This window comes from Thauera sp. 63 (assembly GCF_000310165.2).
In the GTDB taxonomy this organism is placed as follows: domain Bacteria; phylum Pseudomonadota; class Gammaproteobacteria; order Burkholderiales; family Rhodocyclaceae; genus Thauera; species Thauera humireducens.
Window position 1 is genome coordinate 11958 of sequence record NZ_AMXC01000035.1, and the last position, 15772, is coordinate 27729.

A 15772-nucleotide genomic window follows, 5' to 3' on the forward strand; every position below is an offset into this window, starting at 1 on the left:
TTGCCCGACACCCGCCCGCTCATGTCCGATCAAGGCTTCTCCTTCTCCCAGGCGCACCTGCGCGAAATCGCCACCGACATCCTCAGATACGCCCGCAAGCGTGGCGCCTCGGCCTGCGAGACCGACGTGTCGGAGGGCTTCGGCCAGTCGGTCGGGGTGCGCAAGGGCGAGGTCGAGACGATCGAGTACAACCGCGACAAGGGCGTGGGCGTCACGGTCTATGTCGGCCAGCAGCGCGGCTATGCGAGCACTTCGGACTTCTCGAAGAAGGCACTGAAGGCCACGGTCGAGGCCGCGCTGTCCATCGCCCGCTTCACTGCGCCGGACCCCTGCGCCGGCCTGGCCGACGCGGCGCTGATGGCGCGCGAGAAGGACATGCCCGACCTCGACCTGTTCCACCCGTGGACGATCGACGTGAACGAGGCCATCGCGCTGGCACAGCGTTGCGAGGATGCGGCCTTCGCGGTGGACGCGAAGATCACCAACTCCGAGGGCGCCAACACCTCGATCCAGCAGTCGCATTTCGTCTCGGCCAACAGCCATGGCTTCATCGGCGGCTACGCCACGACCCGCCACGGCCTGTCGTGCTCGGTAATCGCCGGCGAGGGCGACGGCATGCAGCGCGAGTACTGGTACGACTCGCGGCGCGACCCGGCCGACCTCGCGAGCCCGGAAGACATCGGCCGCCTGGCGGGTGAACGCGCGCTGGCGCGCCTGGGCGCGAAGAAGATCCGTACCTGCGAAGTGCCGGTCATCTTCGAGGCACCGCTGGCGGTGGCCCTGATCGGCAACTTCGTGCAGGCGGTCAGCGGCGGCTCGCTGTATCGCAAGTCGAGTTTCCTGCTCGACAGCCTGGGCCAGCCGGTGTTCTCGCCAGTGGTGAGCATCGCCGAGCGACCGCACCAGAAGAAGGCCTTCGGCGCCTCCCCCTTCGACAGCGACGGCGTCGCCACCCGCGAGCGCGAGGTCGTCACCGACGGCGTGCTCAACGGCTACTTCCTGTCGGCCTATTCGGCGCGCAAGCTCGGCCTGCAGACCACCGGCAACGCCGGGGGCTCGCACAACCTGATCGTGAAGCCGGGCGACAAGGACCTGGCGGGCCTCGTCAGGCAGATGGAACGCGGGCTGCTCGTGACCGAGCTGCTCGGCCACGGCGTGAACTATGTCACTGGCGATTATTCGCGCGGCGCGGCAGGCTTCTGGGTCGAGAAGGGCAAGATCAAGCACGCGGTGGAAGAAATCACCATCGCCGGCAACCTGCGCGACATGTTCCGCAACATCGTCGCGGTGGGTAACGATGCCCTGCCGCGCGGCGCCAAGCTGTGCGGCTCGGTGCTGATCGAACGCATGAAGGTGGCCGGGCGCTGAGGAAGCTGCCCGCATCCAGCCCCCAAGCGCGGCAGCCCTCGTGCTGTCGGCCGCGCGGGATCTATAATCATCTCCAAATATTTCACACGCAACCGCAAGGAGAACTCGTGGAACGTCGTTCATTCCTCAAGAAGGCCGGCGTCGGCCTGGCTGCCGGCGCTGCAGTCGGCCTCGCCGCCTGCGGCAAGACCGAGCAGCAGCAGGCCGCGCCGACAGCCCCCGCGGCGCCTGCCGCACCCGCCGTGCAAACCGGCCTGCCATCGATCCAATGGCGCATGACCTCGAGCTTCCCGAAGAGCATCGATACGCTCTACGGCAGCTCCGAACTGCTCGTCAATCGTCTGCGCGAGATCACCGGCGGCAAGTTCGACATCCGCGTATTCCCGGCCGGCGAGATCGTCCCCGGCCTGCAGGCGCTCGACGCCGTGCAGCAGGGCACGGTCGAGATGTGCCACTCGTGCTCGTACTACTACGTCGGCAAGGACAAGACCTTCGCCTTCGGCACCGCGGTGCCCTTCGGCCTCAACGCCCGCCAGATGGACGCCTGGATCATCGGCGGCGGCGGCCAGGAACTGCTCGACGAGTTCTACAGCGCCTACAACGTGTATTCCTTCCTCGGCGGCAACACCGGCGTGCAGATGGGCGGCTGGTACCGCAAGCAGATCAACACCCTGGAAGACATCAAGGGCCTGAAGATCCGCATCGCCGGCATCGGTGGCGAGATCCTGTCGCGCATGGGCGCGATTCCGCAGCAGATCGCCGGTTCGGACATCTACCCCTCGCTCGAGAAGGGCACGATCGATGCCGCCGAATGGGTCGCCCCGTATGACGACGAGAAGCTCGGCTTCTACAAGGTCGCGCCGCACTACTACTCGCCGGGCTTCTGGGAGCCGGGCCCGGTGGTGCACTTCTATGTAAACAAGGCCGAGTGGGACAAGCTGCCGAAGGAATACCAGGCCGCCTTCCGCGCCGCCTCGCGCGAGGCGCACATCCAGATGACCGCGATGTACGACCACAAGAACCCGCAGGCGCTCGCCCGCCTGCTGGCGCAGGGCGTGAAACTGCAGAACTTCTCCAACGAGATCATGAAGAAGGCCTACGACGTGTCGCGCGAGCTGTACGCCGAGGAGGCCGCCAAGAACCCGGCCTGGGCCAAGATCTACACCGAGTTCGAGCAGTACCGGAAGTCGCAGAACGCCTGGTTCAGCGTCGCGGAAGCGGGCTTCGACCGCTTCATGCAGTCGGTGCGCTGACCCCGCCGCGTTCCGGTACGGACAACAAAAAACCCGCGCATCGCGCGGGTTTTTTGTTGTGCTTGAGGACTGCAAGTGCCGGAAGCGTCGCCCCCGGCCCCTCTGACAGCCGCCTCAGTTACCCTGCAGTTGCCGCAGCAGGTCGCTGGCGCTCTGGTCGGCCGCCGCGCCGCTGCCGCCGTCCTGCAACAACTGATCCAGCCTCAACTCCTCCTGCGGCACGGCCTTGGCACCCTTGTCGCCATAGGAAACGATCCCCGGGAAGGCGATGATCAGACCGACCGCCACCAGCTGGATGATCACGAAAGGCACCGCCCCCCAATAGATCGACGCCGTCTTCACCTTCTCCGACGCGACCGAGCGCAGGAAGAACAGCGCAAAGCCGAACGGCGGGTGCAGGAAGGAGGTCTGCATGTTCACCGCGAGCAGCACACCGAACCAGATCAGGTCGATGCCCAGCTTGTCAGCGACCGGCGCCAGCAGCGGCACGATGATGAAGGCAAGTTCGAAGTAGTCGAGGAAGAAGGCGAGGATGAACACGAGGATGTTCACCGCGACGAGGAAGCCAGTCTGCCCGCCCGGCAGCGAGGTCATCAGGTGCTCGACCCAGAGGTCGCCATCCACGCCGCGGAAGGTCAGGCCGAACACGCTGGACCCGATCAGGATGAAGACCACGAAGCAGGAGAGCTTGGTGGTGGAATCCATCGCCTGCTTGAGCAGCGGCATCGACAGGCGCTTGCGCGACAGCGCCATCAGCAGCGCGCCCATGGCGCCCATCGCGCCGCCTTCGGTCGGTGTCGCGACACCGATGAAGATGGTGCCGAGCACGAGGAAGATCAGCCCCAGCGGCGGGATCAGCACGAAGGTGACGCGCTCGGCCATGCGCGACAGCATGCCGAGGCCAAGCAGACGGTTGCCGAGCGCAGCCACGAAGGCGATGCCGATACCGACCATTGACGAGACGACGACGACTTCGTCGCGCGGCGCGCTCTCGGTGTAGATCTGGTTCGCGAACAGCCACGCGCCCGCCACCGACAGCGCGAACAGCACGCCCAGCGAACGCAGGCCGCTCGATCCGTCATCCTGACGCAGCGTGCGCGCCTCGACCGGCATGGCCGGCGCCATCGACGGCCGGAAGATGGCCACCGCGGCGACGTAGAGCACGTACATGCTGGTCAGCATCAGGCCGGGCAGCAGCGCCCCCTGGTACATGTCACCGACGCTGCGCCCGAGCTGGTCGGCCATCACGATCAGCACCAGCGAAGGCGGAATGATCTGCGCCAGCGTGCCTGAAGCCGCGATGACGCCGGTGGCCAGCCGATGGTCGTAGCCGTAGCGCATCATGATCGGCAGCGAGATGAGACCCATCGAGATCACCGAGGCCGCCACCACGCCGGTGGTCGCCGCCAGCAGCGCGCCGACGAAGATCACGGCGAACGCCAGGCCGCCGCGCACCGGACCGAAGAGCTGGCCGATGGTATCCAGCAGATCCTCGGCCATGCCGCTGCGCTCGAGGATGAGGCCCATGAAGGTGAAGAAAGGCACGGCCAGCAGGGTGTCGTTGGCCATGATGCCGAAGATGCGTTCCGGCAGGGCCTGGAACAGCGCGCCGTGCAGCAGGCCGAGTTCGATGCCGATGAGACCGAACAGGATGCCGTTGGCAGCCAGCGCGAATGCGACCGGGAAGCCGAACAGGAGAAACACCACCAGCGACGCGAACATCAGCGGCGCCATGTTTGCGATCAGGAACTCGGTCATTTCGCCACGCCCCCTGCCGCATCCTTGCTCTGCGCCTTGATCGCCGCGACGAGCTCGTCGGTCGAAGAGGCCGCGGCGCCCCGCTTCAGCAGCGGATTGGGGCCGTGCCCGGTGACGAAGGCGATACGCTTGATCAGCTCCGACACCGCCTGCAGCACGAGCAGTGCCAGGCCGAGCGGCAGCATCAGCTTCACGGGCCAGCGGATCAGGCCGCCGGGGTTCTGCGACATCTCGCCGGACTGGATCGACAGCATCACGATCGGCCACGACAACCACAGGATCAGGGCGGCCATCGGCGCCAGGAAGAGCAGGATGCCGATGATGTCGACGATGTTCTGCGCCCGCGGCGACAACCGGCTGGTCAGGATGTCGATACGAACGTGCTCGTTGCGCAGGAAGGTGTAGCCCGCCGCCAGCATGAAAATGGCAGCGAACAGGTACCACTGGATCTCGAGCAGGGCATTCGAGCTTGTGTTAAACAACTTGCGGACGAGCGCGTTGCCCGCGCTGATCACGACCGCGATCAGCACGAGCCACATCACGCTACGGCCGACCCGCTCGTTGATCCAGTCGATCAACCGGGAGATTCGTAACAACAAGGACACGTGAGGACTCCAGAAGCGCGCAGCGACCGGAAGCGTCACCACGCCTGCGCACAGCATCGTGCGGGTAGATTTGGAACCAAATATTATTTCACAGCGGGGCTGACTTTCGCTCGGCGCAATTCTCGAACACATCAAATATGACAAACATCCCGAACACGGGGCAAAGCTGCCGCATCTGCCTCGTTCGCCATGGTGAAACGGCGTGGAATGCGGAGCATCGCCTGCAGGGACACATCGACATCCCGCTGAACGAGACCGGGCTTGCGCAGGCGGAAGCGACGGCAAAGCGCCTCGATGAGACCGCGCAGCGCTTCGGCGCCCTCTACTGCAGCGACCTCCAGCGCACCCGCCAGACTGCCGCAGCGATCGTGCGCCGCCAGGGCCTCACGGCCGTTCACGACGAGCGCCTGCGCGAACGCCACTACGGCTTCTTCCAGGGCCTGACCTACGACGAGGCCGAGCAGCGCCACCCCGAGTTCTACCGTCGCTTCAAGTCGCGGGAGGTGGCGCTCTCGTTTCCCGAATGCGGCGAAAGCCTCGCCGTGTTCGCCGAGCGCGTGCACTCGGCCCTGCACGACATTGCCCGCCGCCACACGGGCAGCAGTGTGCTGGTCGTCACCCACGGCGGCGTGCTCGACATCGCCCGCCGTCTGGCGACGGGCGAGCCGCTCGACACACCGCGGCGCTTTCCGATCCCCAATGCGGCCCTCAACTGGATCGCCCATCGGGACGGCGCCTGGACGCTGCTCGCCTGGGCCGACGAAGCACACCTTGCCGGAGCGCTCGACGAACTGCCGAACGCATGAGATCGACATCGAAGCTGGCGATTAGGACCGGGATTAGGGTTTTCCGCGGATTACGGGGGCAGATCGACGATCCCTATAATCGCATCCAAGTTTTCGATTCTTCTCACCCGAAGTAACAAGGAGACAACGTGGAACGTCGTAGATTTCTGCAGGGCGCCGGCATGGCCGGCATTCTCGCGGCCGGCACCGCGCCGGCCATCGTCCATGCCCAGCAGCAGATTCGCTGGCGCCTGGCATCGAGCTTCCCGAAGTCGCTCGACACCGTGTTCGGCGCGAGCGAAGCCTTCGCAAAGCACGTTTCGGACGCCACCGCCGGCAAGTTCGTGATTTCGGTGCACCCGGCGGGCGAACTGGTTCCGGCCTTCGGCGTGGTCGATGCGGTTCAGCAAGGCACCATCGAATGTGCACACACCGCCCCTTACTACTTCTTCGGCAAGGACGAAACCTTCGCCTTCGACTGCACGATTCCCTTCGGCATGACTTCGCGGGCGATGACCGCGTGGATGTACGCGGGCAACGGCATGAAGCTGATGCGTGAGTTCTACGCTCAGTTCAACATCATCAATTTCCCCTGCGGCAACAGCGGCGCACAGATGGGTGGCTGGTACCGCAAGGAAATCAAGTCGGTCAAGGATTTCGAGGGTCTCAAGTTCCGCGTCGGTGGCTTCGGCGGCCGGGTGCTCGCCAAGCTGGGCGCGGTGCCGCAAAACATCCCGGCCGGCGAAATCTATCAAGCGCTGGAAAAGGGCACGATCGACGCTGCCGAGTGGATCGGCCCCTACGACGATCTGCGCCTCGGCCTGCACAAAGTGGCGAAGAACTACTACTACCCGGCTTGGTGGGAAGGCAGCACCCAGTTCTCTCTGTACATCAACGACAAGCAGTGGAACGGCCTGTCGGCCGAGTACAAGGCGATCATCGAACAGGCTTCCCGTGCCGCCCACCTCGAATGCCAGGCCCGCTATGACGCTCGCAATCCGACCGCATTGAAGCAACTGGTGGCCGAAGGCGCCAAGTTGTCGCGCTTCCCCAAGGACTTCATGGACGCCGCATTCAAGGCGTCGCGCGAGGTCTACGCTGAACTGAACGACAAGAACCCGAACTGGAAGAAGGTCTATCCCGACTACAGCCGCTTCCTGGCCGATCAGGTCCAGTGGGAGTCGGTTGCCGAGGGCAACTACGCCCAGTACCTGGCCGCACAGAAGCTGTAGCCTGCCCTGCCGCCGAGGACGCCCCAACGTCCTCGGCGTTGTCGTTTCCGCACCACCCGTCTCTGCATTACCCGCAATTCCTCGCCGAGCGCGCCACCCGCCCAGCTCGGCATTTTTGTGCTCAAAAGGTTCCAGGCCACCCCAATGGACGCCCTTCTTCGCATCTCTGGTGTCATCGACGCCGTAAGCCGGTTCTTCGGCAAATTCATCATCTGGCTGGTATTGGCCGCAACGCTGATCAGCGCCGCCAATGCGATTGCACGCAAGGCCTTCAACATCGGCTCGAACGCCTTCCTCGAGATCCAGTGGTACCTGTTCGGCGCGGTCTTCCTGCTCGGCGCCGGCTACACCTTCCTGCAGAACGCGCACGTACGCATCGACGTTATCGCAGGCAAGCTGTCCATGCGTACGCGCATGTTCATCGACATCGCCGGCATCATCGTCTTCCTGCTGCCGATGTGCTGGTTCATGATCCAGTTTGCCTGGCCGGTGGTGCAGGGCGCTTATGAATCGGGCGAGATGTCGTCCAACGCCGGCGGCCTGATCCGCTGGCCGGTCTACGCCCTGGTGCCGATCGGCTTCACCCTGCTCGGCCTGCAGGCGATTTCCGAGCTGATCAAGCGCTTCGCCTTCCTCCAGGGCAAGGCTCCCAATCCACTGCTGCACGGCGCGCACGACTCGCACGACGAGCCACATGCCCAGAATGACGTGACCGGCGAGGTGACGAAATGATCGAACTCTTCGCCGCCCACGCGCCCGAACTGATGTTCGGGTCGTTGCTGCTGTTCCTCCTCACCGGCTTTCCGGTAGCCTTCTCGCTCGCCGCCTGCGGACTGCTGTTCGGCTTCCTCGGCATGGAAGCCGGCCTGCTGCCACCCAGCCTGTTCCAGGCCCTGCCGCTGCGGGTGTTCGGCATCATCCAGAACGACACCTTGCTGGCGATTCCCTTCTTCACGCTGATGGGCCTGATCCTCGAGCGCTCCGGCATGGCCGAGGACCTGCTCGACACGGTTGGCCAGGTGTTCGGCCCCATCCGCGGCGGCCTGGCGCTGGCAGTGATCTTCGTCGGTGCCCTGCTCGCGGCGACCACCGGCGTCGTCGCCGCATCGGTGATCTCGATGGGCCTGATCTCGCTGCCGATCATGCTGCGCTACGGCTACAGTCCCGCCGTCGCCAGCGGTGCGATCACCGCATCCGGCACCCTGGCGCAGATCGTGCCGCCCTCGCTGGTGCTGATCGTGATCGCCGACCAGCTCGGCCGCAGCGTCGGCGACCTGTACAAGGGCGCCTTCATCCCGGCATTCGTGCTCATCGGTCTGTATGCGCTCTTCATCATCGGCCTGGCGATCTTCAAGCCATCCATGGTGCCGGCGCTGCCGCCCGAGGCACGCACCTACCGGGAGCCCAATGGCAGCTCGGGCATGCGCTCGCTGCTGGTGTTCGGCCTGCTGGTGACGATCGTGTCCGTCGCCTTCGGCATGCACTACGGCGAGGTGATGAGCGCGATCAGGGGTGAGGAAGTCAATCCGGCGCTCGACGAGACGATCGTCGTCGCGCTCACCGGCGGCACCCTGCTCGCATTCTTCGCCGCGCTGGCCAACAAGCTCAGCGGCCTCGGCCTGTTGTCGCGCCTCACCGAGCGTGTGACCTTCGTGCTGATCCCGCCGCTGGCGCTGATCTTCCTCGTGCTCGGCACCATCTTCCTCGGCGTCGCGACACCGACCGAAGGCGGCGCGATGGGCGCAGTCGGCGGCATGATCATGGCGGCGATGCGCGGCAAGCTCGACATGCCGCTGCTCAAGCACGCCCTGGAATCGACCGCGCGCCTGTCCTGCTTCGTGCTGTTCATCCTGATCGGCTCGACCGTGTTCAGCTTCACCTTCACGGCAATCGACGGCCAGGTCTGGGTCGAGCACCTGTTCGACAAGCTGCCCGGTGGCGAGATCGGCTTCCTCGTGTTCGTGAACACGGTGATCTTCTTCCTCGGCTTCTTCATCGACTTCTTCGAGATCGCCTTCATCCTGATCCCGCTGCTGGCACCCGTGGCCGACAAGATGGGAATCGATCTCGTGTGGTTCGGCGTGCTGCTGGCGATGAACCTGCAGACCTCCTTCCTTACGCCGCCCTTCGGCTTCGCCCTGTTCTACCTGCGCAGCGTGGCACCGGCGAAGGACTTCATCGACCGCGTCACCAGCAAGCGGGTCGCAGGCGTCAAGACGATGGACATCTACCGCGGCTCGATCCCCTTCGTGATCATGCAGATCCTGATGGTGGCCGCGCTGATGATGTTCCCGGGGCTGGTGACCTTCAGCCTAGACAAGAAGGTCGAGGTCGACCTCGACACCATCGAGATCAACGTCCAGGGTGGAAGCGAAGGCGGCGGCTGGGGCCAGCAGAGCGACACCTGGGGCGGCGGCGAACAGACGGGCGGTGGCGCGGCGCCAACCGAGCCCGCGCCAGGCGACGGTACGCCGCCCGCCGAAAGCGGCGGCGGACAGGATCAGGGCTTCGGCACGACCCAGCGCGGCTGGTAAGCCCCCGCCCCCTCGTACAGCAGCGCGCGCCCCGGGCGCGCGCTGCTTTTTCGGGCACCGCCGCATGCTAGAATCCCGCGCTTGAATCCATCGATTCCCCCTTTCCCATTTCAGACGGGCAAGCCATGTTCTCCTCGCAAGACACCCTCGCCAAAGTCGATCCCGAACTGTGGTCCGCAATCCAGGCCGAAAACAAGCGCCAGGAAGACCACATCGAACTGATCGCCTCCGAAAACTACGTTTCCCACGCGGTGATGGAAGCCCAGGGCTCCCAACTCACCAACAAGTACGCCGAGGGCTATCCCGGCAAGCGCTACTACGGTGGTTGCGAGCACGTCGACGTCGCAGAACAGCTGGCCATCGAGCGCCTGAAGACGCTGTTCGGCGCCGAAGCCGCGAACGTGCAGCCGAACTCCGGCTCGCAGGCCAACCAGGCCGTGCTGATGGCCTTCGCCAAGCCGGGCGACACCATCATGGGCATGAGTCTGGCCGAAGGCGGCCACCTTACCCATGGCATGCCGCTGAACATGTCGGGCAAGTGGTTCAACGTCGTCGCCTACGGTCTCAACGAGAAGGAAGAGATCGATTACGACGCGATGGAGCGCCTCGCACGCGAGCACAAGCCGAAGATCATCATCGCCGGCGCCTCGGCCTACGCCCTGCGCATCGACTTCGAGCGCTTCGCCAAGATTGCCAAGGAAGTTGGCGCGATCTTCTGGGTCGACATGGCGCACTACGCCGGCCTGATCGCCGCGGGCTTCTACCCCAACCCGGTACCGCACGCCGACGTCGTCACCTCGACCACCCACAAGACCCTGCGCGGCCCGCGCGGCGGCATCATCCTGATGAAGGCCGAGCACGAGAAGGCCCTCAACTCGGCCATTTTCCCCGGCCTGCAGGGCGGCCCGCTGATGCACGTGATCGCCGCCAAGGCAGTGGCCTTCAAGGAAGCGGCCACGCCCGAGTTCCGCAACTACCAGGAACAGGTGATCGCCAACGCCCGCGTGATGGCCCGCGTGCTGTCGGAGGAACGCGGCCTGCGCATCGTTTCCGGCCGCACCGAGAGCCACGTCTTCCTGGTCGACCTGCGCAACAAGAAGATCACCGGCAAGGCCGCCGAAGCCGTGCTGGGCAGCGCCCACATCACGGTGAACAAGAACTCGATCCCGAACGACCCGGAAAAGCCCTTCACCACCTCGGGCATCCGCATCGGCTCGCCGGCGATGACCACCCGTGGCTTCACCGAGATCGAGGCCGAGAAGATCGCCCACCTGATCGCCGACGTGCTCGACGCACCGGAAGACCAGGCGGTGATCGAGCGCGTGCGTGGCCAGGTGGCCAGTCTGTGCGCGAAGTTCCCGGTCTACGGCAAGTAAGCCGCGCGGCAGGGGGAGTGCCCGTCCGGCACACCCCCTGCCCGCCACGAGCTTCCGGCCATGAAATGCCCCTTCTGCGCTGACCCCAACACCCAGGTCACCGACACACGCGAGAACGAGGACGGCGACGTCGTCAGGCGCCGTCGTCGCTGCGTGAAGTGCGACAAGCGCTTCACCACCTACGAGCGCATCGATCTCAAGATGCCGCACATAGTCAAGCGTAACGGCAATCGCACCGAGTTCGACCACGCCAAGCTCGCCGGCAGCATGAAGCTGGCGCTGCGCAAGCGCCCGGTGACGATCGAGGACATCGACGCTGCGGTGGACCGCATCGAGGCGCGCCTGCTGTCGATGGGCGAGCAGGAGGTGCCGAGCGAAAAGATCGGCGAACTGGTGATGAAGGAGCTCAAGAAGCTCGACAAGGTCGCCTACATCCGCTTCGCATCCGTCTATCGCAACTTCGCCGACGTGGACGAGTTCTCCGAGGTCATCCGCGAAGTGCAGGCGCGTCCGCGCCGCAGCAAGACCGGCAAGGCCGGTCCGGATCCCGAACATGACCTTTTCGGCAGCTGACCATGCTGCCATGGCGCGCGCGCTACAGCTCGCCGCCCTGGGTCTGAACACCACCGCGCCAAATCCGCGCGTGGGCTGCGTGCTCGTTCGCGACGGCGTCACGGTCGGCGAAGGCTGGCATCGGCGAGCGGGCGAGGCCCACGCCGAAGTCCACGCCATACGCCAGGCCGGCGAGGCCGCACAGGGCGCCACCGCCTACGTCACGCTCGAGCCCTGCTCCCATTTCGGTCGCACCCCGCCGTGCGCAGACGCACTGATCGATGCAGGCGTCTCACGCGTCGTCGTCGCCATGGAAGACCCCAACCCGCTCGTCGCCGGCCGCGGCCTGGCACGCCTGCGTGCAGCCGGCATTGTGACCGAGCACGGCCTGCTGGAGGACGACGCGCGCGAACTGAACATCGGCTTCGTGGCCCGCATGACACGAGGCCGCCCTTGGCTGCGCCTGAAGGCCGCGACCAGCCTCGATGGCAAGACGGCGCTGCAGAATGGCGTCAGCCAGTGGATCACCGGCCCTCAGGCACGACGCGATGGCCACACCTGGCGCGCCCGCGCCTGCGCGGTGCTGACCGGCATCGGCACGGTCAAGGAAGACGACCCCCAACTGACGGTGCGCGACGTGACCTGCGAGCGCCAGCCGCTGCGCATCCTGATCGACGCCCGGCTGGACGTGTCGCCCGCCGCTCGCATCCTGCAGGGCGAACCGATCCTGATCGCCACCGCCAGCGAGAACCCGACTCGCCTTGCCGAACTGTCGGCCGCCGGCCACCGCCTGATCGTGTTGCCCAACCCGGCAGGCAAGGTCGACCTACCCCGGCTGATGAGCGAACTGGGGGCCCTCGGACTCAACGAGATCCATGCCGAGGCGGGCTTCAAGCTCAACGGCTCCCTGCTGCGCGAGGGCTGTGTGGACGAGTTGCTCCTTTACATGGCGCCGATGCTGGTTGGCGACGCGGCCCACGGCCTTTTCAACCTGGCCGCACTCAGCAGGCTGGAAGATGCACCCCAGCTGGAGTTGCGCGACGTCCGCCAGGTCGGACGCGACATCCGCCTGATCGCCCGCCTGCCCCGCGCCTAACGCTGCGTCGAACCACAGACGGCGCAACCGGGGTCGCGCCCGAAGCCGACGCTGCGCCACTCCATCGCCAGGCCATCGAGCAGCAGCAACCGCCCCGTGAGCGGCGTTCCGCAACCGACGATCAGCTTGAGCGCCTCTGCTGCCTGCGTCGTCCCGATCATGCCGACAATGGGAGAGAACACGCCCATCACGGCGCAGCGCACCTCCTCGATGTCCTCGCCTTCGGGGAACAGGCAGTGATAGCAGGCCGCCTCCGGATCGCGCATGTCGAACACCGACACCTGCCCATCGAAGCGGATGGCGGCCCCGGAAACCAGGGGTTTGCGGTGCTTCACGCAGGCACGATTGACCGCATGCCGGGTTGCGAAATTGTCGCAACAGTCGAGCACCAAATCCGCAGCGGCGACCTGCTCGTCGAGCGCCGCATCCTCGAGCCGCGTATGCAGCGGCACGACGTTGGCAAGCGGGTTGATGCGCTGCAGGCTGGCTCGTGCCGACTCGACCTTGGGGTGCCCGACCATCTCGGTCGAATGCATGATCTGGCGCTGCAGGTTAGTGAGATCGACCGTATCGTTGTCTGCGATCACCAGCTTGCCCACGCCGGCGGCGGCCAGATACATGGCAACCGGTGACCCCAGTCCACCTGCGCCGATCACGAGCACCTTAGCGCTCAGGATAGCTTCCTGCCCCTCCACCCCGATCTCGGGCAACAGGATGTGGCGGCTATAGCGCAGGAGCTGGTCGTCATTCATGGATAGGGATCCGTGGCCTTGCTTGCTTACTTGTATTCGCGCAGATCGACCGGCGTGTCGTCGTGATCGCCATGCGCGTGCTGGTCCCAGGCCTGGATGTAGACCTCGTGCGACTGCTTGATCAGGCGTTCGGGGGAAATCAGGTTGTGGCGCTGCGTCTCTTCACAGAAGTACACGAGCGCACGGACCAGCTTCGAATACAGCGTGTTGTCGAGCGCATAGCCCGCTTCACGCAGCGCGTCCTCGAGGGTTTCGAGGGAGTAGTCGAGCACCGAGTAGCGAACGCGCAGGCAGAGCGGATCCGGAGTCCGCTCGACATGCAGATCCTTCAGTACCCGCAGGGCCAGCCACGCGCGTTCGACCTGCCCGGGCGGCAAGGGCTTGAAGCGGATCTCCCGCGCCTTCTCGATGCCCGTTCCCGGCGCAGGGTGGTCGTGATGCCTGCCTGCCAGCTTGTAGGCGGTCTCCCGACGCATCGCGTTCCCCTTGTCGCCTTATGGCTTTTTATTCTGGACGATCTGCAGGCCCTTGAGAAGGTTGATCGCCTGCATCAGCTGGTGATCGTCCTTGCTGGCGAGCTCGAAACGGACCGGCTCGGCCTCGTCGTCGCCGTTGTTCTGCCCTGCTTCCTGCTTCGCCTTCTGCTCGGCATCCGGGTCCTTGTCGTTGCCCAGGTGACCCTGCAGGTCGGCCTCGCGCACACGGCGGCTGGAGCCATTCGCGCTTTCCTCGACGACGATGTCCGGCTCGATACCCTTGGCCTGGATCGAACGGCCGCTCGGCGTGTAGTACCGGGCGGTCGTGAGCTTGATCGCGGTACTGTTGTTGAGCGGCAGGATGGTCTGTACCGAGCCCTTGCCGAAGGTCTGCGTACCCATCACGACGGCACGCTTGTGGTCCTGCAGCGCCCCGGCCACGATCTCGGACGCCGAGGCCGAACCGCCATTGACCAGCACCACCATCGGCACGTCCTTCGCACCAGCCGGCAGCCGGCGCAGGAAGTCGTCGCGCGAACCACGCAGGTAGTCCTCGGGGGTCGCGCGGTACTCGCGCTTGGCATCCTCGGTGCGCCCGTCGGTCGACACGACCAGTTCGCCGGCCGGCAGGAAGGCCGCCGACACACCCACTGCGCCATGGAGCAGGCCGCCCGGGTCATTGCGCAGATCGAGCACCAGGCCTGACAAGGGGCCTTCGGTCGTCAGCTTGCCCAGGTGCTCGACCACCGCCGCTGCGGTGTTCTCCTGGAACTGGGCGACGCGCAGGTACGCGTAGCCCGGCTCGACGAGCTTGGATTTCACGCTCTGCACCTTGATGACTTCGCGCGTCAGGGTCAGCACGATGGGACGGCTCTCGCCCTTGCGCATGATCGTCAGCGTGATGTCCGTCCTGGGCTTGCCGCGCATGCGCTTGACCGCATCGTTCAGGCTCATGCCCTTGACCGGCGTTTCGTCGAGCTTGACGATCAGGTCACCCGCCTGGACACCGGCGCGGAAGGCAGGCGTGTCCTCGATCGGCGAGATCACCTTGACGAAGCCGTCTTCCATGCCGACCTCGATGCCGAGCCCGCCGAACTCGCCCTGCGTGCCGACCTGCAGATCCTTGAAGGCCTCTGCGTCGAGATAGGCCGAATGCGGATCGAGACCCGACAGCATGCCGCTGATCGAATCGACGATCAGCTTCTTGTCCTCGACCGGCTCGACGTAGCCCTGCTTGATCGCATTGAACACGTCTGCATACGCGCGCAACTCCTCGACCGGCAGCGGCACCTGCGTCGTGCGGTCGGCATTGGCGGAGAAATTGAGACTGAGCATCACGCCGGCGAACACGCCAGTCATGACAAGGCCGAGCTGTTTCAGCTTGCTGCGCATGAGAACTCCATCGGGGAAGCGGCCCTTGCCCTTCGCGCCGGATTAACTAGTTGAGTCGCACCCACTGCATCGGATCGAGCGGACGACCCTGATGGCGGAGTTCGAAGTATAAACCCGATTCCCCGCCCCCTCCGCTGGTGCCCACGCTGGCAATGGCGTCGCCACCGGCCACCGCATCGCCGACCTCCTTCAGCAGGGCATCGTTGTTGCCGTACACCGAAAGATAGTCGCCGCCGTGGTCGACGATGATCAGGTTGCCATAGCCCCGCAGCCAGTCGGAATACACCACTTCCCCGCCGGCGACGGCCCTGACGTCTGCACCGGTGCCAGCCCGGATGAATACCCCCTTCCAGGTCGTGCCACCTTCCGCCCTTGGAGCACCAAAGCGCCCCACGAGTTCTCCGCGTACGGGAAAGCGCAGCTGGCCGCGGAGCTGGGCGAAGCGCACGCCGGTCGGTGTCGCGCCGGCACTGTTGCGGACTTCCCCGACAACGGGCTCGACCCGTTTCGGTGTGGGGGCGGGCGCACGGCTGGCCGGCGCCGGGGCGCGTCCCGCGCTGGCCTGCGCCTGTGCCGCAGCGCGCGCTGCCGCT

At 65.5% G+C, this 15772-nt stretch carries 15 protein-coding genes; 9 read left to right on the plus strand and 6 right to left on the minus strand.

All coding sequences use genetic code 11. From position 1 onward, the window contains the following. Positions 1–21 precede the first annotated feature (21 nt). Together pmbA and C664_RS17545 are read left to right on the plus strand one after the other, a co-directional pair. Positions 22–1368 carry a metalloprotease PmbA gene (gene pmbA / locus C664_RS17540; RefSeq protein WP_004291439.1) on the plus strand — a complete coding sequence of 449 codons (1347 nt, stop codon included), beginning with the start codon at positions 22–24 and terminating at the stop codon, positions 1366–1368. Positions 1369–1475: 107 nt separating this feature from the next. Beyond that, positions 1476–2621, plus strand: coding sequence for a TRAP transporter substrate-binding protein (locus C664_RS17545; RefSeq protein ID WP_004291440.1), 1146 nt, complete (start codon positions 1476–1478; stop codon positions 2619–2621). 114 nt (positions 2622–2735) lie between these two features. On the opposite strand, the gene C664_RS17550 is transcribed toward C664_RS17545, so the two are convergent. Then, a complete protein-coding gene (locus C664_RS17550; RefSeq protein WP_004291441.1) occupies positions 2736–4379 on the minus strand; it encodes a TRAP transporter large permease in 1644 nt (547 codons plus the stop codon). After that, the gene (locus C664_RS17555; protein WP_038012295.1) at positions 4376–4984 is read right to left on the minus strand and encodes a TRAP transporter small permease subunit; all 609 of its coding nucleotides are present in this window, start codon (positions 4982–4984) and stop codon (positions 4376–4378) included. The genes C664_RS17550 and C664_RS17555 overlap by 4 nt, the downstream gene beginning before the upstream one ends. 137 nt (positions 4985–5121) lie before the next feature. On the opposite strand from C664_RS17555, the gene C664_RS17560 reads away from it, so the two are divergent. The 7 genes from C664_RS17560 to ribD all read left to right on the plus strand — a co-directional run bounded on the left by C664_RS17560 (position 5122) and on the right by ribD (position 12559). Continuing rightward, complete coding sequence (locus C664_RS17560) at positions 5122–5790, plus strand: histidine phosphatase family protein (RefSeq protein ID WP_004291443.1); 669 nt, start codon at positions 5122–5124, stop codon at positions 5788–5790. Positions 5791–5918: 128 nt separating this feature from the next. After that, the gene (locus C664_RS17565) at positions 5919–7001 is read left to right on the plus strand and encodes a TRAP transporter substrate-binding protein (protein ID WP_038012298.1); all 1083 of its coding nucleotides are present in this window, start codon (positions 5919–5921) and stop codon (positions 6999–7001) included. 144 nt (positions 7002–7145) lie between these two features. After that, on the plus strand, positions 7146–7733 hold the full coding sequence (locus tag C664_RS17570) for a TRAP transporter small permease subunit (RefSeq protein WP_004291445.1): 588 nt from the start codon (positions 7146–7148) through the stop codon (positions 7731–7733). Continuing rightward, positions 7730–9535 (plus strand): TRAP transporter large permease, encoded by a 1806-nt coding sequence (locus tag C664_RS17575; protein WP_004291446.1) that lies wholly within the window; start codon positions 7730–7732, stop codon positions 9533–9535. The genes C664_RS17570 and C664_RS17575 overlap by 4 nt, the downstream gene beginning before the upstream one ends. A 125-nt stretch (positions 9536–9660) precedes the next feature. Continuing rightward, positions 9661–10911: a serine hydroxymethyltransferase gene (gene glyA / locus C664_RS17580; RefSeq protein WP_004291447.1), complete on the plus strand. Its 1251-nt coding sequence runs from the start codon at positions 9661–9663 to the stop codon at positions 10909–10911. A gap of 60 nt (positions 10912–10971) precedes the next feature. Beyond that, on the plus strand, positions 10972–11484 hold the full coding sequence (gene nrdR, locus C664_RS17585) for a transcriptional regulator NrdR (protein WP_004291448.1): 513 nt from the start codon (positions 10972–10974) through the stop codon (positions 11482–11484). After that, complete coding sequence (ribD, locus tag C664_RS17590) at positions 11465–12559, plus strand: bifunctional diaminohydroxyphosphoribosylaminopyrimidine deaminase/5-amino-6-(5-phosphoribosylamino)uracil reductase RibD (protein WP_004291449.1); 1095 nt, start codon at positions 11465–11467, stop codon at positions 12557–12559. The genes nrdR and ribD overlap by 20 nt, the downstream gene beginning before the upstream one ends. On the opposite strand, the gene C664_RS17595 is transcribed toward ribD, so the two are convergent. The 4 genes from C664_RS17595 to C664_RS17610 form a co-directional block, all read right to left on the minus strand. Next, positions 12556–13311, minus strand: a complete 756-nt coding sequence (locus tag C664_RS17595) for a HesA/MoeB/ThiF family protein (protein WP_004291450.1) — start codon at positions 13309–13311, stop codon at positions 12556–12558. The two genes, ribD and C664_RS17595, sit on opposite strands and share 4 nt — an antisense overlap. A gap of 26 nt (positions 13312–13337) precedes the next feature. After that, positions 13338–13787 carry a hypothetical protein gene (locus C664_RS17600; protein WP_004291451.1) on the minus strand — a complete coding sequence of 150 codons (450 nt, stop codon included), beginning with the start codon at positions 13785–13787 and terminating at the stop codon, positions 13338–13340. A gap of 18 nt (positions 13788–13805) precedes the next feature. Further along, positions 13806–15179 (minus strand): S41 family peptidase, encoded by a 1374-nt coding sequence (locus C664_RS17605; RefSeq protein ID WP_004291452.1) that lies wholly within the window; start codon positions 15177–15179, stop codon positions 13806–13808. Positions 15180–15225: 46 nt separating this feature from the next. Beyond that, positions 15226–15772, minus strand: a 547-nt coding sequence (locus C664_RS17610) for a murein hydrolase activator EnvC family protein (protein WP_004291453.1), incomplete at its 5' end; no start/stop codon positions are given.